The 25323-nt window shown below is 67.8% G+C and carries 22 protein-coding genes and 3 pseudogenes; 12 read left to right on the top strand and 13 right to left on the bottom strand.

Annotated elements, in window-relative coordinates; translation table 11 throughout:
• Positions 1–94 precede the first annotated feature (94 nt).
• The 3 genes and pseudogenes from ABZU69_RS32180 to ABZU69_RS32170 form a co-directional block, all read right to left on the bottom strand.
• Positions 95–400 (bottom strand): annotated as a pseudogene (locus tag ABZU69_RS32180) (MHYT domain-containing protein); the annotation flags it as partial.
• A gap of 157 nt (positions 401–557) precedes the next feature.
• Positions 558–689, bottom strand: coding sequence for a hypothetical protein (locus ABZU69_RS32175; RefSeq protein WP_354968060.1), 132 nt, complete (start codon positions 687–689; stop codon positions 558–560).
• Positions 686–904, bottom strand: a complete 219-nt coding sequence (locus tag ABZU69_RS32170) for a hypothetical protein (protein ID WP_354968059.1) — start codon at positions 902–904, stop codon at positions 686–688. The genes ABZU69_RS32175 and ABZU69_RS32170 overlap by 4 nt, the downstream gene beginning before the upstream one ends.
• A 534-nt stretch (positions 905–1438) precedes the next feature.
• Between ABZU69_RS32170 and ABZU69_RS32165 the strand changes: the two genes are divergently transcribed.
• The 3 genes from ABZU69_RS32165 (at position 1439) to ABZU69_RS32155 (ending at position 3222) form a co-directional block, all read left to right on the top strand.
• Positions 1439–2101 carry a hypothetical protein gene (locus ABZU69_RS32165; protein WP_354968058.1) on the top strand — a complete coding sequence of 221 codons (663 nt, stop codon included), beginning with the start codon at positions 1439–1441 and terminating at the stop codon, positions 2099–2101.
• A gap of 264 nt (positions 2102–2365) precedes the next feature.
• On the top strand, positions 2366–2824 hold the full coding sequence (locus ABZU69_RS32160; RefSeq protein WP_354968057.1) for a hypothetical protein: 459 nt from the start codon (positions 2366–2368) through the stop codon (positions 2822–2824).
• Positions 2731–3222 carry a zinc-binding dehydrogenase gene (locus tag ABZU69_RS32155; protein ID WP_354968056.1) on the top strand — a complete coding sequence of 164 codons (492 nt, stop codon included), beginning with the start codon at positions 2731–2733 and terminating at the stop codon, positions 3220–3222. The genes ABZU69_RS32160 and ABZU69_RS32155 overlap by 94 nt, the downstream gene beginning before the upstream one ends.
• A 225-nt stretch (positions 3223–3447) precedes the next feature.
• On the opposite strand, the gene ABZU69_RS32150 is transcribed toward ABZU69_RS32155, so the two are convergent.
• The gene (locus ABZU69_RS32150) at positions 3448–3732 is read right to left on the bottom strand and encodes an integrase core domain-containing protein (RefSeq protein ID WP_354968055.1); all 285 of its coding nucleotides are present in this window, start codon (positions 3730–3732) and stop codon (positions 3448–3450) included.
• An 849-nt stretch (positions 3733–4581) separates the two neighbouring features.
• Here ABZU69_RS32150 and ABZU69_RS32145 point away from each other — a divergent pair.
• Together ABZU69_RS32145 and ABZU69_RS32140 are read left to right on the top strand one after the other, a co-directional pair.
• Positions 4582–4758 (top strand): annotated as a pseudogene (locus tag ABZU69_RS32145) (IS30 family transposase); the annotation flags it as partial.
• A complete protein-coding gene (locus tag ABZU69_RS32140; protein ID WP_354968054.1) occupies positions 4755–4985 on the top strand; it encodes a substrate-binding domain-containing protein in 231 nt (76 codons plus the stop codon). The pseudogene ABZU69_RS32145 and the gene ABZU69_RS32140, both read left to right, overlap by 4 nt.
• Positions 4986–5067: 82 nt before the next feature.
• Here ABZU69_RS32140 and ABZU69_RS32135 read toward each other — a convergent pair.
• A pseudogene (locus ABZU69_RS32135) lies at positions 5068–5202 on the bottom strand (family 1 glycosylhydrolase); the annotation flags it as partial.
• Between the two features lie 12 nt (positions 5203–5214).
• Positions 5215–5406 carry a hypothetical protein gene (locus ABZU69_RS32130; RefSeq protein WP_354968053.1) on the bottom strand — a complete coding sequence of 64 codons (192 nt, stop codon included), beginning with the start codon at positions 5404–5406 and terminating at the stop codon, positions 5215–5217.
• A gap of 126 nt (positions 5407–5532) precedes the next feature.
• On the opposite strand from ABZU69_RS32130, the gene ABZU69_RS32125 reads away from it, so the two are divergent.
• The 3 genes from ABZU69_RS32125 to ABZU69_RS32115 are packed head-to-tail and all read left to right on the top strand — an operon-like array spanning position 5533 to position 12511.
• Positions 5533–8754, top strand: coding sequence for an efflux RND transporter permease subunit (locus ABZU69_RS32125; protein WP_354968052.1), 3222 nt, complete (start codon positions 5533–5535; stop codon positions 8752–8754).
• 43 nt (positions 8755–8797) lie between these two features.
• Positions 8798–9277 carry a hypothetical protein gene (locus ABZU69_RS32120; RefSeq protein ID WP_354968051.1) on the top strand — a complete coding sequence of 160 codons (480 nt, stop codon included), beginning with the start codon at positions 8798–8800 and terminating at the stop codon, positions 9275–9277.
• Positions 9278–9313: 36 nt separating this feature from the next.
• A complete protein-coding gene (locus ABZU69_RS32115; protein ID WP_354968050.1) occupies positions 9314–12511 on the top strand; it encodes an efflux RND transporter permease subunit in 3198 nt (1065 codons plus the stop codon).
• Between the two features lie 67 nt (positions 12512–12578).
• On the opposite strand, the gene ABZU69_RS32110 is transcribed toward ABZU69_RS32115, so the two are convergent.
• The 3 genes from ABZU69_RS32110 to ABZU69_RS32100 form a co-directional block, all read right to left on the bottom strand.
• On the bottom strand, positions 12579–13334 hold the full coding sequence (locus ABZU69_RS32110) for an AfsR/SARP family transcriptional regulator (protein ID WP_354968049.1): 756 nt from the start codon (positions 13332–13334) through the stop codon (positions 12579–12581).
• A 367-nt stretch (positions 13335–13701) separates the two neighbouring features.
• Complete coding sequence (locus ABZU69_RS32105) at positions 13702–15033, bottom strand: HAMP domain-containing sensor histidine kinase (RefSeq protein ID WP_354968048.1); 1332 nt, start codon at positions 15031–15033, stop codon at positions 13702–13704.
• A 31-nt stretch (positions 15034–15064) separates the two neighbouring features.
• Complete coding sequence (locus tag ABZU69_RS32100; protein ID WP_354968047.1) at positions 15065–15742, bottom strand: response regulator transcription factor; 678 nt, start codon at positions 15740–15742, stop codon at positions 15065–15067.
• A 175-nt stretch (positions 15743–15917) separates the two neighbouring features.
• On the opposite strand from ABZU69_RS32100, the gene ABZU69_RS32095 reads away from it, so the two are divergent.
• From ABZU69_RS32095 to ABZU69_RS32085, 3 genes are read left to right on the top strand one after another with little or no spacing between them, the layout of a single operon-like run.
• Positions 15918–16889, top strand: a complete 972-nt coding sequence (locus tag ABZU69_RS32095) for an ABC transporter ATP-binding protein (protein ID WP_354968046.1) — start codon at positions 15918–15920, stop codon at positions 16887–16889.
• Positions 16886–17728, top strand: a complete 843-nt coding sequence (locus ABZU69_RS32090) for an ABC transporter permease (RefSeq protein ID WP_354968045.1) — start codon at positions 16886–16888, stop codon at positions 17726–17728. Before ABZU69_RS32095 ends, ABZU69_RS32090 begins: the two co-directional genes overlap by 4 nt.
• Positions 17725–18282, top strand: a complete 558-nt coding sequence (locus ABZU69_RS32085) for a hypothetical protein (protein ID WP_354968044.1) — start codon at positions 17725–17727, stop codon at positions 18280–18282. The genes ABZU69_RS32090 and ABZU69_RS32085 overlap by 4 nt, the downstream gene beginning before the upstream one ends.
• Before the next feature lie 1343 nt (positions 18283–19625).
• Here ABZU69_RS32085 and ABZU69_RS32080 read toward each other — a convergent pair.
• Entirely contained in the window at positions 19626–20873 is a 1248-nt protein-coding gene (locus tag ABZU69_RS32080) for a flavin reductase (protein ID WP_354968043.1), read from the bottom strand.
• Between the two features lie 175 nt (positions 20874–21048).
• Between ABZU69_RS32080 and ABZU69_RS32075 the strand changes: the two genes are divergently transcribed.
• Positions 21049–22050, top strand: a complete 1002-nt coding sequence (locus tag ABZU69_RS32075; RefSeq protein ID WP_354968042.1) for a Gfo/Idh/MocA family oxidoreductase — start codon at positions 21049–21051, stop codon at positions 22048–22050.
• Positions 22051–22791: 741 nt separating this feature from the next.
• On the opposite strand, the gene ABZU69_RS32070 is transcribed toward ABZU69_RS32075, so the two are convergent.
• The 3 genes from ABZU69_RS32070 to ABZU69_RS32060 are packed head-to-tail and all read right to left on the bottom strand — an operon-like array spanning position 22792 to position 25174.
• A complete protein-coding gene (locus ABZU69_RS32070; protein WP_354968041.1) occupies positions 22792–23514 on the bottom strand; it encodes an alpha/beta fold hydrolase in 723 nt (240 codons plus the stop codon).
• Entirely contained in the window at positions 23511–24074 is a 564-nt protein-coding gene (locus ABZU69_RS32065) for a carboxymuconolactone decarboxylase family protein (protein WP_354968040.1), read from the bottom strand. Before ABZU69_RS32065 ends, ABZU69_RS32070 begins: the two co-directional genes overlap by 4 nt.
• Positions 24071–25174 (bottom strand): LLM class flavin-dependent oxidoreductase, encoded by a 1104-nt coding sequence (locus tag ABZU69_RS32060; protein ID WP_354968039.1) that lies wholly within the window; start codon positions 25172–25174, stop codon positions 24071–24073. The genes ABZU69_RS32065 and ABZU69_RS32060 overlap by 4 nt, the downstream gene beginning before the upstream one ends.
• Positions 25175–25323: the final 149 nt, after the last annotated feature.

Below are 25323 nucleotides of genomic sequence, written 5' to 3'. Positions count from 1 at the left end.
CAGCCCCGGCAGAATGGGCGCGACCGTCCGCGCCGCACTTCATCTCACGCACTTCGAGTACCGCTACCTACCCGAATCTTGTTGAGATCACTTCAATGGCCAGTCCGATGCCGACCGCCACCACGGCGAAGACCGCGCTGGCCGCGGTGATCGGCAGGTCGTACCGGATCCGGGTACCTTCGACGGCGAAGCCGAGCATCGCCATGAAGTGCATGGTCCAGATGGCGGTGCCGCCGATCGCCAGGGCGGCCAACCCGCCCCACCAGACCCGCTGGCCTGCGCTGCTCGCGATGCGGATGCGGGTGGCACAGATCAGGCCCAGGAACGAGCCGAGCACCGATAGCGCGTAGCTCAACGCGGGCGTGATCCACCCGTACTCAAAGTGATTGATCTCCGCCACGGCGGTTTCCCCCGAAGAATGGCCCGTGCGTAACGATGTGCCACGGCCATGATCCGGGGGCGTCTCACGAGGCGCAACGGCACCTTCGGGCATTCAGTGCCGTCGTGGCGACTGTCCAATGCGTCTATTCACCGTCGCCACCTGCCCGAATGATGAATCAGGCGGCCGCGTGGTCGGCCAGCACCCTCCGGTTGAACGCGTCGATCGCCTGCCGGCCGGTGGACCGCAGGTCAGCCGACGCCCCGCCGGAGTCGGCGAGCTGGCCGAGCAGGTCGACCACCCTGTTCAAACCTGATGCCAGTCGAGGCCGCCGTCGCCCCTCATCTGAACGAACATGCTGCCGACGAAACCGTCCAGCCGCGCGGCCAGGGGGTCGAGGGTCTGCAGCGGTCCGGTCATCGGCTTCAGCCACTCGTGGGCGACGTGAACGAGCTGCTCAGCGAACTCGCGCTGAGCACCGCAGGTGAAGACCATCCTGGGACGGCCGCAGGTCACCGTCGACACCGAGCAGGCCGTGCCGCTCCGGCGGGACCTCGCCCCAGCCCCGGCTGGTCCGGCCGGCTCCTTTCCGGTCGTGGTTGCCGGTCGATCAACCACCGCACCGGCCCGCGCCAGGCGGGCCGGACGGAAGCTGGTCGGTCAGCGCTCGCCGCAGATGCTCTGCCGGTACTCCAGGGCCTCAGGCACCTCCCCGTACTGCAGGAGGTTCCCTGCCAGATCGAGGACCGCGCGGCACTCGGCGAATTCCTGGACGCGCTGGTAACCCGGCCGCGGACCCTGGGCGTGGAGGGGATCGTGGTGGCACTCGTCGCGCACGCCCAGCGGCTACCCGCCAGCAGTCGCCGGGAACTCGCCCGGATCGGCGCGGAACTCACCGAGCGCTACGCACGCTGACAGCCCACCTTCGACGCAGTCAGCTAGCCGGACGACGTTGCCTGACGGCAACTTAAGTTTTGCTTATCGGGTTGTCGATCAACGAGGAAAGCTCGGTACCTTGCTCGAATGCGACACATCAAGACCGTAATCGCCGCGCTCATCGTGGGTCCGCTGGCCTGGGTCCTGCTCGCCGCTGGACAAGGCCGGTCCCTGCGGGTGTTCGCGGATGCGCAGGACAGTGGTGATGCGCTCGACCCTAACGCTCTGCTGAAGCCGTTGCTGGTACTGGCGGCTGCTGGCCTTCTCCTCGGGCTCATCGCCACCGTCCGGATCTCCCCGATCGGCTCGGTGCTGACCGGACTTGCGTACACGGTCAGCTACGCAGGCCTGTTGTTCAGCCCGGCACGGTTGCTGGACCTACTCAGTCACAAGCTGAGCGTGGCGGGTTACCAGATTGACGTGCTCACCCCCGTACGGACCGGGACGACGCTGCTGCTGGGCTCGCTGCTCCTGGTCGGGGTCGCCAGTGTCCAGCGGTGGCGGCGCTGGCCGCAGTCGGACGCCGATGAGCCGACGATCGTTGTCCCGGACACGATCATTCCGCCGGTATCGGAACAGGACCGCCCGCTCGGCGCGGACGGGCTCGGCTCGACGAAGCAGGGTGAGGATCCGACGAAGCCGGGCAAGTCCGACGAACCGGCGCCGGCGATGGCCGGCGGTTCACGCTGGACCGATTCGCCGCGCAGCCATTCCACGAACGAGCCCTGGCAGTCAGACGCGACGCGCTGGCAGTCCCCGGCGCGGGGGACGGGCTACCCGAGCTGACCGGGAAGTCCGCGTCAACGGTTCAGGCAAGTCGGCGCAGGGCAACACCGAGCGTGGCGATGCCCTCCCTGCTGACCCTGGTACGTCGCGACCTTCGGACGACGGCCGCGGCGCTCGGCATGCCACGTGCGCGACCGAGGCCCGATACGCAGACGAGCGGCCGAGAAGGAGGATGGAATGCGAGCGGTGCGATTCCGACGGTACGGCGGTCCGGAGGTGCTGGAGGTCCTGGAAGTGCCGCGGCCGTCGGCGGGACCGAGGCAGGTGGTTGTCGAGGTCGTCACCGCGGCGCTCAACCCTGGGGAGATCGGTATCCGGGAGGGCATCTTCGCCGACATCAGGCCGGCGACCTTCCCGGAGGGGCAGGGTAACGACTTTTCGGGGGTGGTCGCCGAGGTGGGACCGAAGGTCGCCGGTTTCGCCCCCGGACAGGCCGTCATCGGCTTCACGCCACGCGCGGCGCAAGCCGAGTTCGTCGCCGCAGACGTGTCGGTGGTCGCGGCCAAGCCCGACGGCCTGGGCTGGGACGAGGCTGCGACCACCCCCGGGGCCGGGGCCACCGCCTGGGCGTCGGTGGAGGCCGTCACCCCGCGGGCCGGCGACACCGTGGTGGTGTCCGCGGTGTCGGGGTGGTCGCGGCGCAGCTGGCGTTGCTGCGCGGGGCCCGGGTCATCCGCACCGCGGGCGAAGGCAACCACGAGTTCCTCTCCTCGCTCGGCGTAACACCCGTGCGCTATGGGCCCGGTCTGCATGAGCGGATTCGGGCCGCCGCGCCCGAGGGCGTGGACGCCTACGTGGACACGTACGGCGCAAGCAATATGGACGTCGCGATCCTCCTGGGCGTGCACCCGTCGCGGATCAACACGATCGCCGACGGCCGCGCGGTGCAGCGGTACCAGGTGCAGCACGAGGCACAGGAGCAGGCCAACAGCCCGGCGATTTGGTCGGAACTGGCACGGCTGGCCGCGGACGGCAAGCTGGTGCTGCCAATCATGCAGGCCTATCCGCTGGAGCGGGTGCGCGAGGCGTACCACGACTTGGCCACACGGCACGTGCGCGGCAAGCGCGTGCTCCAGGTCATGGCGCCGGAGCGTCGGTCCCAGATCACGACAGGGGGCTGACTCCCAGACAGGGCGGGCTCCGGAGCGGCCCGCCCGGCCTGTCCGCCGTATCTCGGTGCCCGGGGGTGAGCCGGCGGGCGCGAGCCGCCGAAGACCTCGGTGGCTTGATCAACGAGTACAAGCGAGCGGCGTAAAAGGCCAGCTCAGCCCTCGCAAGGGGATTTTGGAACCTGTACCGTGCCAAAACTCGCTGCGCGGGGCTGACCTGCGGCTTGGTTGATCCGGTCAGGCCGCTCGGTGATACTCGTTGATCACGCCGCCGAGGATCCGTCGTCGCCGTATCGGCGCGTTGATCGGGATGACGACGCTGGGATCGTGGTTCGGTGGCCGTTGGGCGAGGCTCTGGTGTGGACGGTGCCGGTTGAAGTGGGCGGCGTACTCGTCGAGCACAGCGCGGGCGTGGCGTTCGTTGTAGATCAGGATCTGGTCCGTGCACTCGGAACGGACGCTGCGGACGAACCGCTCCGCGTAACAGTTCGCCCGAGGCGTCCGTGGCGGAGTCTTGACCACCTCGACGCCCTTCGGCGGCGAACACCGCGTCGAAGGACGCGGCGAACTTGGTGTCCCGGTCACGGATGAGGAACCGGAATGATGTGATCCGGTCGCCGAGGTCCGTCACCAGATTGCGGGCCTGCTGGGTGGTCCAGGCAGCGGTAGGGTGCGCGGTGACCCCGAGGATGTGCAGCCGGCGGGTGGCGACCTCCACCACGACCAGCGCGTATAGCCGCCGGAGGGTGACGGTGTCGAGGTGGAAGAAGTCGATGGCCAGTAGCCCGGATGCTTGAGCGCGCAGGAAAGTCCGCCAGGAGGTGTCGACCCCGCGTGGCGCCGGACCGATCCTGGTGGCGGCGAGGATCCGGCGGATCGTGCCGGCACCGACCTTGTGGCCGAGTCCCACCAGCTCACCTTGAATTCGGCGGTGTCCCCAGCCCGGATTGTCTCGGGCCAACCGCACGACGAGATCCCGAATTTCGTCGCTGACCGGCGGACGACCTGCCCGGTTCGGATACGTCCAATGCCGCTTGACCAAACGCCGATGCCAGGCCAGCAGCGTGGCCGGGGTGACAATCCGATGCGCACGCAGCCGACGGGGCAGCACTCTTGTCAGCGCGGATAACACGGCCCGGTCCGGCCAGGACGGCCGAACCCGCCCGACCTGCCGGCGCAACACGGCGACTTCGTGCCGAAGCACCAGCAACTCCGCCGTCTTCTCGGCGTCAGTTCTGGCGAGGAGCGCGATCCAGCCGAACACCCGAACCATGATCAGATACAGCAACCGAACCGTCACGAACCGATCGTGCAGCAGTCAAGCGAAACCCCAGCTCACAGCCCATCCGTCTATTTCTGGCACGGTACAGGCGCGGGTATTTCCCGAAAGGCACTGACCTATCACGACACAGCGTCACCGACCTAAACGCCATCGCCGCCACGCTCAACACCCGGCCCCGTAAGTCACTGGGTTGGCGAACGCCAGCAGAAGCCCTGGAAGAACACGTAAGATCGCCGCAACGAGCTGGTGTTGCAACGACTCCTTGAACCTAAGCTGTCAGGCCCGCCGCTGCACCAACGACCTGATCGCACTCGATGTGCTGCAGGAGCTGACCGGACGCGGGCTGCGGGTGCCGGACGACGTGGCGATCGTCGGCTACGGCGACATCGAGTTCGCCGGGGCAGCCGCTGTCCCGCTGTCGTCGGTCCGCCAACGCGGGAGCAACTGGGCGAACGGCGGCCCAACTGCTGCTCGAAGAGGCCGAGGCCGGTGAGGGACACCGGCACCGGCACGTCGTCTTCCAGCCGGAACTGGTCGTCCGCCGCTCCAGTGAGCAGCCCCGGCGCTGACCAGCCCTACGGCAGACGGCCCCTCTGCGCCACCTTGGCGAACGCGTACGCGCTCGGCTTCGGGACCCGGGCGAAGCCGTCGTCGTGGTCGACGACGACGAGGCCGAACTTTGGGCGGTAGCCCTCGCTCCACTCGAAGTTGTCGAACGCCGACTAGTGCAGGCAGCCGCGGACGTCGACGCCCTCGGTCAGAGCCGCCGCGACGGCGGCGAGGTGGGTCCGCAGGGCGATGGCGTTCTCCGTGACGTACAGCGGCAGCCCGGTCCCGGCGGCGCGGTGCAGCACCTGCCGGAGATGCCCGCCTCGGGCTCGACAGCGAAGCAGTCCGGTTCCCAGTTTGTCCATCCGAGAGGACCTGCGTGCGTCCGCTGTGAGCCCACTGTGAGCCCACTGTGAGCAAAGCGTGAGCGGTCGGCGTCATCTTGACCCTGGTCGGTAGACCGATGAACTCCAACTGAGAGGTCTCGGGCCATGATGCGGTGGATCGTCGGGTCAAGCGTCAAATACCAACGGCTGGTGCTCGCCATCGCCGTCGCCCTGATGGCCGTCGGCTTCGTACAGCTTCGCAACTCGTCGGTCGAGGCCCTGCCAGAGTTCGGGCCGGTACGGGTGGACGTGCAGGTCGAGGCGCTCGGGCTCTCCGCCGAAGAGGTGGAGAATCTGATCACCAACCCGATGGAGAACGAGTTCTTCAACGGGATCCCGTGGCTGATGAAGCTCGAATCCCGCACCCTCCCGGGACTGTCGTCGATGGAGATGACGTTCGAGCCCGGCACGGACCCGATCCGGGCCAGGCAGGTCGTGCAGGAGCGGCTGACCATGGTCGCCATGCTGCCGGCCGCCTCGTCGAGGCCACCGCTGGTGGTGCAGCCCCTCTCGTCGACCGGTCGGCTCATGAACATCGGTCTCTCGTCCCAGAATCAGTCACTGATCGATATGTCGCTGCTGTCGCGCTGGACGATAGTGCCCCGCCTGCTGAGCGTCCCTGGCGTCGCCAATGTGGCCATCTGGGGGTTCCGTGACCGTCAACTGCAGGTGCAGGTCGATCCCGCCAAGCTGGTGCAGCACGGCGTCACGCTGGACCAGGTGCTGCGCACGTCGGCGAACGCGCTGTGGGTCTCGCCACTGACCTTCGTGGAGGCTTCGACCCCCGGACTCGGCGGTTTCATCGACACCGCCAACCAACGGATCGAGATTCAGCACAACCAGCCGATCAAGACCGCGGCGGATCTCGGCAAGGTCACCGTTCAGGGCGCCGAGGACCGCGGAGTGCTGCTGGGCGATGTCACCAAGATCGTCGAGGATCACCAACTCCTCATCGGCGACGCGGTCGTCAAGGACACCCCGAGCCTCATGCTCGTGGTGGAGAGGTTCCCGGGCACCAAGGTCGCGGACGTGACCCGGGACGTGGAGGCCGCGCTCGACGAGCTTCGACCGGCCATGCCGAACGTCGAGATCGACACGACGGTGTACCGGCCGGCCACCTTCGTCGAAAAGATGGTCGACCACCTCACCACGACGCTGATCCTCGGCGCCATCCTCCTGCTGCTGGTGCTTGGCGCCTTCCTGTTCAGCTGGCGCACCGCGCTGGTCAGCCTGCTGACCATCGGGGCCTCCGTGGCGGTGACGGTGCTCGTGCTGTCCTGGTTCGGCGTACCTCTCAACATGATGTCCCTGGCGGGGCTAGTGATGGCCCTCGCCATCGTCGTGGACGACGCGGTGGTCGCCGTCGACAACGTCAGGCAACGGCTGCGGCAGCGCCGCGAGGACGGCTCCGACGAGCCCGTCTCCGACACCATCCGGGGAGCCATCCTCGACGTACGCGGCCCGCTCTTCGTCGCGGCCCTCATCGCCGCGGTCTCGGTGGTGCCCCTCTTCATCCTCGACGGGGTGCGCGGGGCGTTCCTCACCCCGGTCGCCCAGGGCTTCCTGGCCGCCACGGTGGTCTCACTGGTGGTCGCGCTGACGCTGGCCCCCGTGCTGGCCACGCTCCTGCTCACCCGGTCGTCGCTGCAGCACGGCCAGTCGCCGCTCGCCCGAGCTCTGGGACGGGCGTACGGCGCGCTGCTGCCCCGGCTGCTCCACCGGCCCGTCTGGTCCTATGCCCTGGTCGGATTCCTCGTCGTAGCGGGCCTGGCCGCCCTGCCGTTCCTCGGCTCGCGGCCGCTGTCCCCGACGCTTCAGGAGCGCGACCTGATGATCACCTGGGAGGCGCCGCCCGGCACGTCCCGACCGGAGATGAACCGGATCACGGGTGCGCTCAGTGCCGAACTGCGGGCCGTCCAGGGAGTACGCAACGTCGGCGCCCACACCGGGCGGGCACTGGCGTCGGACCAGGTCGTCAACATGAACTCGGGCGAGGTGTGGCTCAGTGTCGACCCGGGGGCCGACTACGGCCGGACCCTGGCCGCCGTGCAGCAGGTGGTGGATGGCTATCCCGGTGTGCAGAGCGATGTGATCACCTACTCGGACAAGCGGATCCGGGAAGTGGTGACCCGTGGGGCGGCGGAAGACCTCATCGTGCGCATCTACGGCAACGACTACGGGGTGCTCAACGAGAAGGCCCAGGAGGTCCTCGGCATCATCTCCGCCATCGACGGCGTCACCGAGCCACGGGTTCGGACCGCGGAGGTCGCGCCGACGGTGGAAATCGAGGTGTCCGTCGCGAAGGCCGCGAAGTACGGCCTCAAGCCGGGCGACGTGCGCCGGGCGGCCGCCACCCTCATCTCGTCCACCGTCGCGGGCAACCTCTTCGACGACCAGAAGGTGTTCGAGGTCGTGGTGTGGGGCGTCCCCGAGGTGCGCCAGAACCTGTCCACCATCCAGAACCTGCTGATCGACGCACCGGTCGGCGGCCCGGGCGGCGGCCCGGCCCAGGTGCGCCTGGCCGACGTCGCCGAGGTCAGAGTCGTGGCGAAGCCGGAGGTCATCACGCACGACCAGGTCTCCCGCAGCATGGACGTCGTCGCGAACGTGCGCGGGCGGGGTCTGGGCGCCGTCACCAGCGAGGCCAAGGACCGCCTCCAGCAGGTGACCTTCCCCCGTGAGCACCACCTCGAGGTGCTCGGAGAGGGACAGGCACAGGCGAGCTCGGATCTCCGGGTGTGGACCTTCGTGGTCGGTGCCGTGATCCTGATCTTCTTCCTGCTGCAGGCCGGCTTCGGTAGCTGGCGGGTGGCGTCGCTGTACTTCCTGCTCCTGCCGACGGCGCTGTCAGGCGGGCTACTGCTGGCGGCCATCGACCGGCCGGCCGTCTCGGTGGTCGCGCTGCTGGGGCTGCTCACCGTGCTGGCCATGGCCGTTCGGGGCGGCACACTGCAGATCAGGCGGTACCAGCGGCTGGCGGACGAAGGCCACGCGCAGGGTGCCGAACTGGTCGAGCTCGGGTCACGGCAGCAGTTCATCCCCGCCGTGACGGGCATCCTGGCGGCGGGGCTGGCTCTGCTTCCCATGGTGATCTACGGCAGCGTCTCCGGCCTCGAGATCGTGAGTCCGCTCGCCCTGATCATCCTTGGTGGTCTGATCACGACCGCGCTGCTGAACCTGCTCGTCCTGCCCGTGCTGTATCTGCGGTTCGCCGTCCGGTCTCCATCGGTGGCCCGGTCGGAGCCTCGGGCCGGATCGATACCTCCGCCCAGGCCAGAACCCGGTGCGGCGGGCAAGGAACCCACATCAAGCCCAGCTCCAGCCTGATCGGAACCAGGAGAGTCCCATGCACAGACAAGGAGGCGACCACATGCGACACAGCGGTCGGTGGACGGCAGCGATCCTGATCACGCTGGGCTTGGCGGCCTGCACGACGCCCGCCTCGAACACCTCGGGTGGCCACAAGGAGAGTCCGGCCATGGTCGAGGCAATCCCGGGAAAAGACGTGAAGAAGGTGACGTTGACCGAGCAGGCGGCGCGCCGGGTGGACATCAGGACGGTCACGATCGGCGCGGCGCAGACCGCACCGCCGGGCGGGCCGACCCCGTCGCCGGGCCCGCCGGCGACCGTGGTGCCGTACTCGGCGGTGCTCTACGACCCGACCGGCCTGGCCTGGGTCTACACGGTTCCCCAGCCCTTGACGTACGTCCGCGAGAAGGTCGTGGTCGCGACCGTGGGCGGGGCAGGCGGGACCGACGCGTTTCTTGCCCAGGCACCGCCGGCGGGGACGGCGATCGTGACGATCGGCGTCATCGAACTTTGGGGCGCCGAGCTCGGGGTCGGTAAGTAGTCCATCCAGTCGGTACGAGGGTAGGGACCCCAGACCATGATGCGTTGGATCATTGGAACCAGTCTGAAGCTCCGGTTCCTGGTGGTTGTCGGGGCCTCGATGATGATGTTCTTCGGCGTCGTGCAGATTCGCCACATGCCCGTCGACGCTTTCCCCGAGTTCGCGCCGCCCCGGGTGGAGATACAGACGATCTGCATCGGGCTGTCCGCGCAGGATGTCGAGGAGCTTGTCTCCGTCCCGCTTGAGCAGGGGCTCACCGGGATCGAGGGCCTGGACGTGATGCGCTCCAAGTCGGTCTCCCAGCTTTCCTCGATCATCCTGATCTTCAAGCCCGGGACCGACCTCATGGCGGCCCGCCTGTTGATCCAGGAGCGCCTCACCGCCATCACACCGAGACTGCCCCGCTGGGCCAACGCGCCCTTCATGATCCAACCGCTCTCGTCAACCAGCCGGGTGATGAAGATCGGAATATCCCAGGCGGACAAGTCGGATGCGGCTCACGTCGAGATGGCGCTGCAGGCCTATTGGACGGTCCGGCCCCGCCTGATGCGCGTACCCGGGGTGGCGAATGTGGCCATCTGGGGCGATCGGTGGCACGTCAAGCAGGCCCTCGTCGATCCCGAGCTCATGAAGCGGCACAACGTCACGCTGGCCCAGGTCATGGAGGCCGCCGGAGACGCGGTGGACGTGGGTCAGCTGAAGTTCAACGGCGGGTTCGAGATCGGCACCGGCGGGTGGGTCGACACCGCCAACCAGCGTCTCCAGGTGCAGCACCAACTGCCCGCCCTGACCGGGCAGCAACTGGCCGAGATTCCCATCGAGGTGCCGAAGGGCGCCAAGCCGGTCTACCTCAAGGACGTCGCCTACATCACCGACGACATCATGCCGCCGTCACTGCTCACGGGGGACGCGGTCATCAACGACGGCCCCGGCCTCATGCTCATCGTCGAGAAGCTGCCGTGGGGCAACACGCTCGAGGTGACGCGCGGGGTCGAGGCGGCGCTGAAGGACTTCGCGCCGGGCATGCAGGGCTTGAACGTGGATACGGAGATCTTCCGGCCGGCGACCTTCATCGAGACCTCAGTCGAGAACCTCGGCCGGGCGCTGGTCATCGGCTTCGGACTCGTGGTCCTGATCCTCGTCTTCTTCCTCTTCGAGTGGCGCGTGGCGCTGATCAGCGCGATCTCGATCCCGCTCTCCCTCGTCGCGGCGGGACTGGTGCTCTACTGGTCCGGCGCCACGATAAACACCATGATCCTGGCGGGGCTCGTGATTGCCCTCGGCGTGCTCGTCGACGACGCCATCATCGATGTCGAGAACATCGTGCGCCGCATCCGCGAGCATCGACGAGCGGGCAGCACGAAGTCCACCGCGGCGATCATCCTCGACGCGTCGGTGGAGGTGCGGGGTCCGATCGTCCAGGCCACGATGATCATCCTGGTCAGCACGGTCCCGATCTTCCTGCTCACCGGGCTCACCGGCTCGTTCTTCCGGCCCATGGCGTTCGCCTACGGGCTGGCGGTCCTGGCATCGCTGCTGGTGGCCTTGACGGTCATCCCGGCGCTCGCCCTGCTGCTGCTGGCCAGGTCGCCGATCGAGCGGCGAGAATCGCCGCTGGTGCGCTGGCTCCAGCGCGGCTACACCGCGATGCTGGCACGCATCATCCCGCGTCCCGCCGTCGCCTACGCGACCGTAGGGCTCGTCCTGGCGGGCGGTGTCATGGTGGTACCGATGCTGGGGCAGAACCTGTTCCCCGCGTTCAAGGAGCGGGATTTCCTGATGCACTGGGTGGCCCAGCCCGGCACCTCGCGTGAGGAGAGCGTCCGCATCACGGAACAGGTCAGCAAGGAGCTGAGGGCGATCCCCGGGGTCCGGAACTTCGGCGCGCACATCGGGCAGGGCACGTTGGCCGACGAGGTCGTCGGCATGAATTTCACCGAGAACTGGATCAGCATCGACCCGAACGTCGACTACGACAAGACTCTCGCCGCCGTGCAGAAGGTGGTCGACGGCTACCCCGGACTGCAGCGCGATGTGCAAACCTACCTGAAGGAACGCACCAAGGAGGTGCTCACGGGATCCAGCGAGGCCATCACCATCCGGATCGTCGGTGACGACCTCGACGTCCTGCGCGACAAGGCCAACGAGGTCGAGGAGCTCATCGCCGGTGTCGACGGCATCATCGACGAACACGTGACGCTGCAGACCAACGTTCCTCAGGTGGATGTCCAGGTCGACCTGGCCAAGGCGGCACGGTACGGGATCAAGCCGGGCGACGTACGCCGGACGGCCGCCACGTTCATCGCCAGCGAGGAGGCGGGCGACATCTGGCGGAACGGAAAGAACACCGAGGTGCACGTGTGGAGCGTGCCGAGTGCGCGGTACAGCATCGAGAGCGTCCGCAACCTGCTGATGGACGCAGCGGACGGGCGCAAGGTCCCCGTTGGTGAACTGGCCGAGGTCACGATGGTGCCCACGCCCAACCAGATTCTGCGGGAAAACGGGTCGAGGTACATCAATGTGGGGGCCAACGTGGCCGCGGGGAAGGCCCTGGGTGACGTCGCGGCCGAGGTCGAGCGCCGCCTGGCGACGGTGGACTTCCCGCCGGGGTACCATCCCCAGCTGCTCGGTGAGTACAAGGAGGCCACGAGCGCCCAGGATCGGCTGCTGCTCTTCGCCGGCGTCGCGGTGATCGGGATTCTCTTCCTGCTGACCACCGCCTTCAACAGCTGGCGGCTGGCGTTCCTCGTCCTCCTCACGCTGCCCATGGCTCTGGTGGGCGGGGTCCTCGCGGCATACCTCGGTGGCGGCATCCTCTCGCTCGGCTCGCTCGTGGGATTCTTCACCGTGCTGGGCATCGCCGCCCGCAACGGCATCCTGATGATCAATCATTTCCAGCACCTGGAAAGGGAGGAATCTGAACAGTTCGGCCGAGGTCTCGTCCTCCGCGGTGCGAAGGAGCGACTTTCGCCGATCCTCATGACCTCATTGGCGACCGGGCTCGCCCTCGTTCCCCTGGTCATCGCCGGCAGCCTTCCCGGTCACGAGATAGAACACCCGATGGCGGTCGTGATTCTGGGTGGCCTGGTCACATCGACGCTGCTGAACCTGTTCGTCCTCCCGTCCCTCTATCTGCGCTTCGGACGACACGAGCATTCGTCCACGCCTCACAGATCTCGGCTCGGAACGCGCGTGTGGCCAGCAGCCCGGCGGCGTGGAGCGGCCCATGCCTGACCGGCGGACCCTCATCCCAGCCAGAACGAGTCGCCGTGGTTGCCGACGGGTCCGCTGGGCCGCTGGGTCACGGCAGGTCAAGCCCAGGATCGCCGCGAAGTATCGCTCTCTCCAGCTGCTGCAGCTGCGGCGCTGGATCGAGTCCGAGTTCGTCGACGAGCCGGCTCCGCGCAAGCCGGTAGGCGACCAGCGCATCGGCGGCACGGCCGGCGCGGTACAGGGCCAACATGAGCTGCGCGAGCAATCGTTGGCGGTACGGATACTGCCCGGCGTACTCGGCGAGGTCATCCAACACGGCCTCGTGCCGGCCGAGCCGCAACTGCGCGTCCAGCCACTCCTCCACAGCGGTCAACCGCGCTTCCTCCAGTCCCCGGCACAGATGTTCGACTCGCCGGGTCGCCACGTCGGCCAGCGCGGGTCCGTGCCACAGATCGAGCGCGCGCCGCAGCATCGCCGCCTTCTTCAGGTCGTCCGTCTCACGGCGAGCCGCGGCGAGGAGGGCGCGGAAGCGGTGGGCGTCCACGCTCATCGGGTCAGCCCGCAGGAGATACGTCGGGCCGCGCGTGGTGATCTCCACGCCTTCACGGTCCGCACCGGCCATGGTCAGGACAAGGCGCAGTTGCGAGACGCGGACGTGGATGGCATGACGTGCGGTCTGTGGCGGCGATTCAGGCCATGTCAGGTCAACGAGGCGGTCGAGCGGCACAATCTGATTCACGTTCAGCGCGAGGATCGCCAGCATAAGCCGCTGTTGGCGTGGCCCGAGATCGACTTGTCGATCCCCCGCCCATGCCTCCACTGCTCCCAAGAGCCGGAACTCCACAACCCCACACCCCCCTGATGCGTCTGCACCTCCTCCGCCTCGCTGCGCAGGGTCACGGAACCGCGCCATGGACGCTCGTGATGATCAGGCTGATCGGCCGATTGTCACTTCCCGTATTCCGCCGGCACGAGCCGCACGTGGTTAGCGGAGTCAACGCGCCTGAACGGGTGTAAACTCGGCTGTAATACGATCTACGCGGGACCGTCAAGTTTAATTCTACTTTGTAATACTATGTTGCAACTCAGCTGATTGGCTGGTCAAGAGGTTCGCTGGATCGCTGGGGATTTCCGCAAATGCCTGAACGCGCTCCGCACGGCCTTTGCAATTTGGTGAGAAATCGTCGGATCTTCCCGAGCGAGGCCCTCGGTCAGCGCGCAGGTAGGCAGATGACGAACCGTGCACCCCGAGGTGCGTCCTCGACGTCTATCGACCCTCCGTGTGCGTCGATGATCTCTCTCGCGATGGCCAGACCGAGACCGGTGCCGCCCGTGCGACGGCTCCGGTCATCGTCGAGGCGCGTAAACCGCTCGAAGACGCGCTTCCGGTCCGCGCACGGAATCCCCGGCCCGTCGTCGTGGACGATCAACGTGACCCGGCGGTCGTCGCTGCCGAGCTCGACGCTGACCGATGACGAGGCATAGTGCTCGGCATTGTCGAACAGGTTGCGTACGGCCCTGGTCAGGTCGTCGCGACGGCCGTCGACGGCAGCCGCCGAGACCGCGCCGGTGTCGACCCGCAGGTGGCCGCCACCACGGATCCGGGCCGCCTCGGCCAGGACGATGTCGTCAAGGTCCACCGGACGGGTCGCCGCGCGAGGGGTGCCGGCGTCCGCCCGGGCGAGGAACAGCAGGTCCCGGACCAGGCGCTCCATACGACGGTTCGCCGCGAGCAGGTCGGCTGCCGTGTCGTTCCAATTGGTGCCGTCGGGGTGAGCGAGTGCGACCTCCAGGTCGGTGCGCGCCGCGGCGAGTGGGGTCTGCAACTCGTGCGAGGCGTCCGCCACGAAGCGACGTTGACGCTCGGCGGCGGCATCCAACCGGTCGAGCATCATGTTCATCGTGCCCGCGAGCCGACTGATCTCGTCGTCCGTGGTCGGCACGGACACGCGCCGGTCGAGGGAGCGTTCGGAGATGTCGGCGACCTCGGCCCGGATAGCGTCCACCGGCCGCAGGGTGCGACCCGCGACCGTCCAGGTCGTGACGGCGACGAGTGCCAGCAGCAGTGGAGCACCGGTGGCAAGGGCGCCCTGGAGAACGTCGACGACGTCATCGACCGGGGAAAGACTCGCCGCAACGTAGACGGTCACCGGTCCCTCGGGCGTAGCCGTGGACAGCGCGATGACCCGGTAGCTGCCGGCCTCGCCGAAAGGAAGGCCGTCCACTGAGCGCACCTCGGACCCCGCCCCGGGGGAGCCGAACCGGGCGAGAGACTGATCGCGCCGAAGTCCGGCGGTGGCGGCCACCACCCGGCCGGCGCCGTCCACGACCTGGGCGATGCTTCCGTCGTCACCCTCGACGGCCAGCTCCGTGGGGAGCGTGCCCTGGCGAGCCAGAGTGGCGACGTCGTGCGCACGTACCCTCGCCATGTCGTCGACGCGTTCGACCAGCGAACGACGCAGAAACACCACCAGGCCCACGGCGGTGACCACGAGGGCGACACCAACGACGATCGTGGCGGCCACGGTGGTGCGGGCGCGCACCGTCGTGAGGCGTGCCCGAGGCCGGGGGTTTTCAGCCACCATCGGGGTCCAGTCGGTAGCCGACGAGACGGACGGTCTGGATCGCGGATCGACCGAACGGCTCGTCGATCTTCCTGCGTAGGTGCCGGACGTAGACCTCGACGATGTTGGGGTCGCCGTCGAACGCGAAGTCCCAGACGTGGTCGAGGATGGTGCCCTTGGAAAGCACTTCGCCCGGACGCCGCATGAGGAACTCGAGGAGGGCGAACTGGCGCGGAGTGAGTGAGACCTCCGTTTCCCCACGCCAGACCCTGTGGGCGGCGGGGTCGAGCCGCAGGTCGCCGACATTCAGCGTGGCCGGGCGCTCCCGCGAACCCCGGCGCAGCAGCGCCCGAATTCTGGCGACCAGGACGACATAGGAGAACGGCTTGGACAGGTAGTCATCGGCTCCGGTATCGAGAGCTTCCGCCTCGTCGAGCTCGCCGTCCTTGGCCGTGAGCATGAGAATCGGGGTCCAGTTGCCGGCCTCACGCAACTCGGCGCACACCTGGAAGCCGTTCTTGCCGGGAAGCATGATGTCGAGAACGATGACGTCGAAGTCGCCGTCCGTGGCCCGCCAGAGGCCGTCGATGCCGTCGAGTGCGACCTCAGCAGCGAACCCCTCGGCCTCCAGTCCACGCTTGATTGACCGGGCGAGATGCTTGTCGTCCTCGACCACGAGGATGCGCACTCCCCAAGTGTGCCACTCGCCGGCTTACTGCCCGCTGAAGCCGCCGACGCAGACCTCCGGCTTCGTCCGCGTTCAGCCGGTCTTCAGCCAACCCGCCGTACAGTCGCCATGACGTCCTGGTCGAACGGACCGCGGGTGGCGCGCCGCCACCTCGCACGGCGAGAGGGGGACGCTCATGGCCAGCGTGCAGCTCGAGGCGGTGCGGCTCACCAAGCGGTTCGGGGACCGTACGGCGGTTGACGGCTTGAGCTTCACTGCACGACAAGGCGAGGTCGTGGGACTGCTCGGGCCGAACGGGTCGGGCAAGACGACCACCATCCGATTGCTCACCACGGTGCTCGCGCCGACGAGCGGGGAGTTCTCGGTGGCTGGTGTTCCCTGCACCCGGCCGGGCGAGATTCGACGGCGGATCGGCGTGTTGCCGGAAAGCAGCGGCTATCCCGGACACCAGACGGGCGAGGAGTACCTGCGCTACCACGCGCGGCTGTTCGGCAACGCCCGTCCGGACGCCGCGCGGGTCGCCGAGCGGCTACTGGCGGAGGTAGGCCTGGCCGAGCGTGGCTCGTCGCGGATCTCCACGTACAGCCGCGGCATGCGGCAGCGCCTGGGCATCGCACGGGCGCTGGTCAACGATCCCGCTGTCGTGTTCCTCGACGAGCCGACGCTCGGGCTCGACCCGGCCGGGCAACGTCAGATGCTGGCGATCGTCCGCGAGATCGCGGTGGTCAGAGGAGCGACGGTCATCCTCAGCACCCACACCCTTCCGGACGTCGAGGAGATCTGCACGAGCGTGCTGATCCTTCACAAGGGAAAGGTCCTCGTCTCCGGCACCTTCGGCGAGGTCACCCGCGCTGTCCCCACCCAGCAGTACGCGCAGATGCGCGTACCGATCGAGTTGGTCGGTCGGGCCCGGCAAGCGCTCGCGGGCGTCGCCGGCCTGATGACAGAGCCCGCCGACGAACGTCCCGACATCCTCAGGATCTCCCTGAACGGATCGCCGGGCGCAGACAAGAGCGGCACGGGTACCGGGATGAACGCAGCACTGCGGGCCGTGCTGAGCGCCGACGTGCCGGTCCTGTCCTTCGAGGCCGAACGCGCGCGGCTCAGCGACGCGTTCCTTGCTATGACCGGGGAGGGTGTCCGATGACGACGGGTCTGCGGGGGCGGGTCCGGTTCGGCGAATCCAGCGCGGGCGGGGTTCGCGGCGATGGCCCGGGTTGGCGGGTCGTCGCCGAACAGGAGTGCCGCGATCTGTGGGTGAGCGGGCGCGGCCCGGTGTTGGTCTTCGCGTTCAGCGTCGTCCTGAGCGTCATGACCTACCTTGCCGGTACCAGTCAGGTGCTCAACTTCCTCGAGCAGCGGGAAGCGGTGAACCTCACCCTGCAGGTTGCGGTGGCGGTCGGCGTCCTCGTCACGCTGGTGGTCAGCGCCGACGCGATCAGCGGGGAGCGGGAACGGGGCACGTTGGAGAGCCTGCTGCTCGCACCCGTCTCCCGCCGGGCGATCGTGCTGGGGAAGATGGCAGCTGCCATGTCACTTTGGCTCGCGGCCTTCGTCGTGAGCGTGCCGTATCTGTGGGTACTCGGACGCGGAGTGTCCATCGTCGGGCAGGCGTTGCTGCTGGGCCTGCTCGTCGGCACGCTGCTGGCGGTCGCGCTCGCCGCGCTCGGTCTGCTGATCAGCGCCGTGTCGAGCTCCAACAAAGTCAGCCTCGCGGTGAGCCTGTTCCTGCTGGTGGCGCTCTTCGCACCGACCCAGTTGCCCGGCGGCGCGCCGAAGGGCTGGTTCGGTGATCTTCTCGTCCGGCTCAATCCGGTCGGCGCGGCGCTGCACTACCTGACGGCTGCGCTCGTCAACGGGCACGGCTGGACGCGGGACCTGTCCTACCTGATGTCTCCGCTACTCACCGCGGTACTGGCCGGCGGCGTCCTGGTTGCCGCCGGCACCCGGATCGTCAGGCTGCATGGAGGGGTGAGCGGAGCATGAAGACAGGGCTGGCCCTCGCAGGGCTGTTGGTGGCGCTGACGGCTCCCGTCGGCCTGACCGCTTCGGCGGCAGCCGCTCCGCCGCCACTGCCGGGCGTCGTCGAGGTCGTACTGGAGCAGAGCCGACTCAACACGGTCGTTGGTGAGCGGTTGACGCTTGAGTCCCGCGTGGTCAACTCGGGTTCCGTGCCGACCGACCGGCTGGTGGCCCACCTCAACGTCGCGAGCCTGGACGGCGTCTACGTCGACCTCGAGGACTGGTCGGCGGACGTGACCCGGGAAGTTCCGCCGGTGGCGCCAGGCAGCAGCACGTCACTGTCCTGGCAGAGTCAGGCCGTCAACACCGGCAGTTTCGACGTCTACGTCGTGCTCATGCCCGCAGGCGACTCCACGGCGGGTACGGGCCCGCTGGTGGTGAGCCAGCCGGTACACGTGACAGTGGCCGGAAAGCGGACCCTGACCGCAGCGGGCTCGCTGCCGGTTGCCATCGTCGTTCCGGTCGTGCTCGCTCTGGTGGCCGCAGCTGCCAGATACCGCAATCGGCGTACGAGTTGACAGGAGTAACTCACCCTCGGATTCAGGGTTGCCGAGCCGCGGTTATCCCGGCGCGAAGTCGACGCCGGTGGGGCGTCCGGCCGCATCCAGGACCGGTTTCAGCACCGTCTGATAGACGGCCGCGATCTTCGTTCGTCGGCACCGTGCTGCGCCTTGATCTTCGCAAGGGGTGCGCTCTTGATCTTTGGGTCGAACCCGGCGGAGAGGGCCGAGAAGCAGGCGCCCGGAAACTTTCCGAGATGAACTCGCCGTCGAAGAACCTCAGAGTGTGCGGCGCGTACATGGCGAGCAGCTTGACCAGGCTGGTTCTCGCCCTCCCGCCCGCCCTGCCCGTTCGCCGTCGGCGGTCGAGCTCTCGATGGCGACCACGGTGAGGGCCACCCGGTCGAATGACGCGCGATCCTGCCCGCACAGGCCGGCAACGAAGGCATCGAGCGCGTCCTGGCGGCCTCTGCAGGGCGAGTCCGACGCAGTGGGGTTTTCGATCCCGGGGGCGATCTGGGCGTCCCTCCGCCCGGTCACGTCTCCCCCACCAGGGTGAGCACGATCGACAGCGACCGGCCGCATGTCGGCGAGCATTACGAGGAAATGGCGGCTCCGTCACTGTGGGCGCGGTCTCGGCTCGTCGACCGCCCACTCGACTTCGCCCTCCCGCGGTGCGAGCTCCCCACGCCGGGTGAGGTAGCGGCAAGTAAAGTCGCTCAATAACCAACCGCCTAACCAAGCGACAGCGGCGACGAAGATGAGGTCAAGAAACGCGATCGACGTAAGGCGACCAGCCCCCCAGGCGAGCGCGGCGATTACGCCAGCTGGCCAAGTGATCCATCGGATTGGAACACCTTCGTCTGGCCTCATCAAACACCTCCGAATCGGACGGCCTCGACAGAGGCCAATGAGCGTGGACCAACACGATTAATCGGAATGGGTTATACCGGAGGCCTGTCTCGTGGCATGTCGTTCGTCGACTCATGGACTGAGAGTTTTCCAGGAGGCTACCCCTCGCGCCTGACTTGGTAAACCGTGATCGGACCTTACCTCGGCCTTTCTTTAAGGGCCGTTCAGGTCCTTGACCGAAAGTCAGGAAGGGGTCACCACGATGGGCGGACATCCGGGCCCTGCAATTGCAACCGTTATGCTCCAAATGTTCCGTCGCCCGAGGCGAACGCCGAGCACAAGGAGCTTCTTAACATCTACCAGCGGCGGGACGAACAGGCCGCCGTGCGCCTGACCCTCCAGCACCTGCAGGCCACCCTTGCGGCGATCGAGGAAGCTCACGCGGAACTGAGCCGAACCGCACAGCGCGCCCGGCGGATCCCCGATCAGCCGACTGTAAGCAGGCGCATCTAGAGCCGTCCGCCGGTGAACGCCAGGATCTCGCGGACCCGCTTCTTTGCGAGCTCGCAGTAGTCGACGGCGGCCTGCTTCGCGGCACGTGCGTCACGCCGCTCGAACGCCTCCACCAGGCGCCCTTGAACCTTCACGAACTTCTGTGACGTTTCCGGCGTCGACCCGAATGAGCGGGTCATCACGCTCTTGATGCTGAGACGACCGAACGTCGACGTGAGCAGCGGATTGCAGGCGAGGGACACGAGGTGCTCGTGAAACGCGTAGTTGGCGGCGAGATAGCCGTGAAAGTCCACGAACCGGTCGTCGACGAGCAGCGCGGCCATCGTGTCGAAACGGCGACGCAGCTCGGCCACCTCGTCATCGGTCACCCGATGCATCGATAGCGCGATAACGCCGAGTTCGATCGCGAGCCGGGCGTCGAAGGTCTCGTCGGAGGTGCGCACGTCGAGCGGCGCGACCACGTAGCCGCGGTCCGGGTCACGGCGGACCAGCCCATCCGACGACAGCCGGGTCAGCGCGTAGAACGCAGCTGCCGGGTCGACGTCGAGTTGCGTCGCCAGTTCGTCGAGCGGCAACGCGTGGTCGGCGGGGTACACCCGGCTCAGAACGAGCTCGCGCGCGCGTCCGTAGACCTCATCGTCGCGAGCGAACTCGAACCGGCCGAACCCGCCGCGGAAGTACGTCAGCGGCTGCCCCTGGCCGGCGGTCGCGGACACCACCCGCCCCAGAAAGATCGTGTGGGTACCGCCGACGACCGACTCGACGACCTCGCACTCGATATGCGCGAGGGCGTCGCTGAGCAGCGGCAGCCCGAACGCCCCAATGCGGAGGGCGACACCGCGAAATTTGTCACTGCTCGCGATGGCGAACTGCTTGGCGAGCTCGCCCTGGTCCTCGCCGAGCACGTTGACGACGTACCGCCTGGACATCGACACCGCCTGTGCGGTTGGGACGGCGTTGTTGATGCAAGCGAGCATCATCGGCGGGTCGAGCGACAGCGACGTCACGGAACTCGCGGTCATGCCGTGACGCTTGCCGTCCGCCTCGGTCGTGACGACGGTGACCCCGCTGGCGAGGTGACCGACGACGTGCCGGAAGTTGGCCGCATCCACCGACCGGTCCGTGCTGGTGCTGGCGGGCTTCATTCCACTACCTCCGTCGTCGCTGCCGGGATTGGCTGCGGACAGTGTCACGTCCTTCTTCCCGGTGCTGCTCATTGAACAAAGCGGGGGGAAGGTGGGCACTCACGCAAGCCGTGTGATTGCGGGTGCCGGGGTGCCGGGGACCGTAAGAAGGCTGCTGCTCCGCGTCGTACCCGGCGAGGTATCCGGTGGGACTGACGGATTCCGTCATCGCGGCGGGTGAATTTCACGTCGGGGGACAGTCCGCTTTCCCCGGTCCCGAGGCTTGACTTCTCGGATGATCAACGCAGCCGTCGTGGGCCTCGGATGGTGGGGCCAGAAGATCGTCACCGACCTGGCCAACAGCGAGCACGTTCGAGTCGTACTGGGCGTGGACGTCGCCAAATCCGCCCGTGAGCGCGGAGCCGAGCACGGCATCCGCGTGGCGACCTCGCTGGACGAGGCCCTCGCGGACGAGGCCGTCGAGGCGGTGATCCTTTGCACGCCGCACCGCTTGCACGCGGAACAGATTGTGGCCGCGGCCAGGGCTGGCAAGCACGTGTTCTGCGAGAAGCCGCTGACCACCAACGGCCGCGAGGCCCGTGCCGCCATCGCGGCGGTGCAGGCGGCGGGCGTGCAGCTCGGCATCGGCCACGAGCGCCGCTTCGAGCCGGCCGTCCAGCAACTGCGCGAGATGTGCCGCAGCGGCGAGCTAGGTACCCCGCTGGTGTTCGAGGGCAACTTTAGCCAGGACAAGTTCCTGGACCTGCCGGGCGACAACTGGCGGCTGTCCACCGCGGCCGCGCCGGTCGGCCCGCTGTCGGCCACCGGCATCCACATGGTCGACCTGGCGATCGCGGTGTTCGGTCGACCGGTGGAGGTGTGGGCCCGCCTCGCCACCCACGCGACGACGTTCGAAAACGGTGACACTCTCACAATCACCATGGGCTTCGAGAACGGCCGAACTGCGATGATCACGGCCATCCTCACCACGCCGTTCGTCGGCCGGGTGACGGTGCTCGGGTCCAAGGCGTGGGTGGAGATCCGTGATCGCAACCACCCCGAGCTCCCGCGCGGCTGGGATGTCACCACCGTGCACCGCGGAGCGGAGCCGAAGACGGTGTTCTTGCCGCCGTACCCGAGCGTCCGCGAGAACATCGAAGCGTTCGCCCGTGCCGCCGCCGGCGAAGCGCCGTACCCGGTGTTGTACGAGGAGATGCTGTACAACGTCGACGCGTTCGAGGCGATCACCCGCTCGGCGCACAGCGGGCTCGTTGAACGGGTGGGTGGTTCGTCGTGACGACCCCAGGCGCATCGTGGTTCGACAGCAGCCGGCTTCCCTAGCGGTCCGCGCCTAACCACTCCAGCGAAGAAACGTCTCGCGATCACCACCGAGTCGACACGGTGACCGAATGCACGATTTGCCCAGACACTCCGGCAGCGAGGATCCCGCACCAACTCCTGTCGCGTGGCTGACGCTGGGCATGTTGCCCACCGAGTGGATCCCTCGGTGGGCCGCGTTCTGGCTCGCAGGGGGATAAGACGGGCCAGCCCTCGCTGAGCTCGCCAGGCTTCACGGCGACGACCCGCACGGGTCCGGGCCCTGCTCCCGGCCGCGCTTGCATAATGTGGTGTTGCCGCGCCAGGAACAGATGGCGCCGCCGCGATGGAAGCCTTCACCCACCTGGCTCAGCTCTACGCTGACGGCAAGGCAGGCGAGCGGTGGATCGTCGACAAAGTCGACCAAATCCTCGCCAGTTCCGGATACGCCAACAGCGTTGTCTCCCTCCCCCTCGGCCAGCTCTACGGTCTGGACGACGAGTGGGCATGGGGGTGGGGTAAGCAGTTACGTAGCGGCGGCAGAGCAGCTGCGACTGCAACGAGCGCACGGTGCGAAACCGGCTGCACAAGACGGCGCTGCTCGGCCACTCCCTTCAGCGGCGGCGAACCCTGCCTGAGGTCGCCGTCCGGCTGGTACGGCTGCTCCTACGTCTCCCTCGCCCAGGCCGAACGCGAGGCGACGGCTTATCCGCACCGACGGTCAGGAGAGAAAGCCCGCCACCACGTCCGCAAAAGGCTTCGGGTGCTCGTATGCCGCGGCGTGCCCGCCCGGGAGCCACGCCACCGTCACCGCTGGAAGCGTCGCGGCGAACCATTGGGTCGCTTGCCGGAACGGCAGAGCGTCGTCCTTGCCGCACGCCACGAGCACCGACGCCGCAACCGACCCCACCACGGCGGTGGTGTCCGCGATCGCCAACGCCTCACATGTGCGGGCGTACCCCTCTGGGTCGCTGGCCAGCAGGATCCGGCGCACGCGCTCGACCGCATCGGTCGCGTCCCGGCGGAACGCCTCGGAGAACCACAGCGCCTCCATCGGCTCGACGGCGGCCTCGAGGCCCTCACGCCGCACCGTGGCCGCCCGGTTGCGCCACATCGCTCGCATGGCGTCGGGGTAGACCGCGACGGCGTCGGCGACGACGAGTCGCTTCACAAGGTCGGGCCGTCGAGCGGCGAGCACCTGGGCGACCAGGCCGCCGAGCGACACCCCTACGAGATGGACCTCGCTATGCCTGGCGATGTCAGCCTCGATCGCATCGGCGAAGTCATCAATTGTCGCGCCCTGCGGCGGCAGCGGGGCGGACCCGTGACCCAGCAGGTCGGGCACAACGACGTCGCCCACGTCGTCGGGCAGCGCTTCGACCACTGGGTTCCAGAACCGGTGGTCGACACCCAGCGGGTGCAGTAGGACCAGCGGGGCCTTCATGCACGCTCCCGGGCCGGAAGTCGTGGCGCCCGGGCGGGCGGGGGCGTCCGGGCGGTGTTCATCGTCATTGCCAGAGTGGTGTAGTAGCCGGCTGTGCCGACCACCTCGACGACCCGCGCCTCGCCCAGTGCCTCGACAGCGGAGGCGTACGTCGCGTCGGAGACCTGGCGCGTGATGTGCAGTTCGTCGAGCAGGTCGTACACATAACCGACCTCCGGCCGGCCACCCGCCGGCCGCACGCCCCGCGCGACGGCATCGACGACGTCCTCGGGGAGGCCTGCCTGCAACGCCAGCGGCTGGTGGTAGCCGAACTCGAACTCCTGGTCCCAAGCCCGCGCGACGTAGAGGATCACCAGCTCCACCAGGTCGTCGTCGAGTGCGCTGTCGAACCGCAGGTACTCGCCGACCAGTTGGAGCCGGGTCATCAGTTCGGGGCTGCGCAGCAGTGGCACGAACGGCCCGAAGACCGCGCCGCGCGGACCGGCGGCGATCCGTGCGGCGGCCGAGCGCTGCTCGTGGGTGAGCTCGGCGTCGGAGAGCAGTGGCAGGCGGTCGCTCACGCCGCGGAGCCCAGGGCCGAGTTGACGTCGGGCATGACCTTCTGCGCCATCAACTCCATCGAGCGGCGGGCCAGCCGCGGGTCGACCCAGTCCAGTCCGGCGTACACGAGTTCGCCGAACTCGCCGATCTCCTGGCGGAAGGCGAGGATCTGCTCGGTAACCGACTCCGGCGTGCCGGCGATGACCAGCTTGTCGAGAACGTAGTCGAGCGTGATCTCCTCGTCCGGCTGGTCCCGGTGCGTCTTGAACAGCTCGAGGCGGCCGAGTTTCCGCATCTTCTTCAGCATCTGCGAGTAGTAGAACCGGTACGGGCTGTCCTCGTTGTCGCGGCCGTAGGCCTGCGCCACGCTAGGGTCGTCGGCGATGAACACGGTACGAGCCACGCGCCAGTCGGCCGGGGCTGCCACCTCGCCGGCGGCTTGCTTGCCCTGAACATAGTTGGGCCAATGGGTGGCCACCCACTGCGGGAGCAGGAAGTTGGCCGACAGCGGGTGGAAGTCCCGTTGGCCCATCGCGATGACGCCTTTGGAGAACGGCGCCACGACGGTGCCGACAATCTCGGGCCGGGGCTGCTGGAGCGGCTTCGGCATGATGCCGACGCCGAAGTCGAGGTCGATGGTGGTCTCGGTGGTGACCTTGAACCGGTTGTCGGGCAGATCGATTGAGTACGGCGGGTCCAGCTCCCAGATTTTCGTGATCACGTCGATCGCCTCGGCGAAGATCCGATTGCGGTCCTCGTGCAGGATGCCGAGCGCCTCCGCGTCGGAGGTCAGCGCGCCCGGGCTGATGCCGAGGATGAACCGGCCGTTGCTGAGGTGGTCAAACATCGCTGAGTTCGCCGCTACCAGCGCCGGGTGCTGCTGTGACAGGTTCGTGGTGCCGGTCGCCAGCCGAATGTGCTGCGTGTCGGAGATAAGCGTTGCGAGGAACAGCAGGCTGTTGGTGATGTTCTCGTGCTGGTCGGTGAGGTGTTCTCCGATGAACGCGTCGTGGAAGCCCAGCGAGTCCGCCAGGATGACCGCCTCGCGGTCCTCCTGGAGGGTTTCGGCCCACGTCCGGCCGAGTGGGTGCAGCGGCATCGAGAAGTAACCCAGTCTCACGGCGTGCTCTCGCTTCCTGTGCGTCGCCCCGCGGTCTGTTCCGCGTATCGGCAGTCTCGTTCGTGATCTGTGTCTGGGCAGTGGCGTGGCCTGTGAATCCGCAGGCGGTGAATGACGCAAGTCGTCAGTGACGGTGCCGCCGCGGTAGC

Origin of the sequence: Micromonospora sp. NPDC005206 (assembly GCF_040608175.1) — a bacterium.
GTDB lineage: Bacteria > Actinomycetota > Actinomycetes > Mycobacteriales > Micromonosporaceae > Micromonospora.
This window is presented reverse-complemented; position numbering and strand designations above follow the sequence as displayed.

What these genes read in the sequence shown, in the direction of transcription:
- ABZU69_RS32070 (WP_354968041.1), bottom strand. Translation starts at nt 23,514, where the DNA reads ATGAAGGCCCCGCTGGTCCTACTGCACCCGCTGGGTGTCGACCACCGG.
- ABZU69_RS32115 (WP_354968050.1), top strand. Translation starts at nt 9,314, where the DNA reads ATGATGCGTTGGATCATTGGAACCAGTCTGAAGCTCCGGTTCCTGGTG.
- ABZU69_RS32075 (WP_354968042.1), top strand. Translation starts at nt 21,049, where the DNA reads ATGATCAACGCAGCCGTCGTGGGCCTCGGATGGTGGGGCCAGAAGATC.
- ABZU69_RS32085 (WP_354968044.1), top strand. Translation starts at nt 17,725, where the DNA reads ATGAAGACAGGGCTGGCCCTCGCAGGGCTGTTGGTGGCGCTGACGGCT.
- ABZU69_RS32090 (WP_354968045.1), top strand. Translation starts at nt 16,886, where the DNA reads ATGACGACGGGTCTGCGGGGGCGGGTCCGGTTCGGCGAATCCAGCGCG.
- ABZU69_RS32095 (WP_354968046.1), top strand. Translation starts at nt 15,918, where the DNA reads ATGGCCAGCGTGCAGCTCGAGGCGGTGCGGCTCACCAAGCGGTTCGGG.
- ABZU69_RS32120 (WP_354968051.1), top strand. Translation starts at nt 8,798, where the DNA reads ATGCGACACAGCGGTCGGTGGACGGCAGCGATCCTGATCACGCTGGGC.
- ABZU69_RS32130 (WP_354968053.1), bottom strand. Translation starts at nt 5,406, where the DNA reads ATGGACAAACTGGGAACCGGACTGCTTCGCTGTCGAGCCCGAGGCGGG.
- ABZU69_RS32125 (WP_354968052.1), top strand. Translation starts at nt 5,533, where the DNA reads ATGATGCGGTGGATCGTCGGGTCAAGCGTCAAATACCAACGGCTGGTG.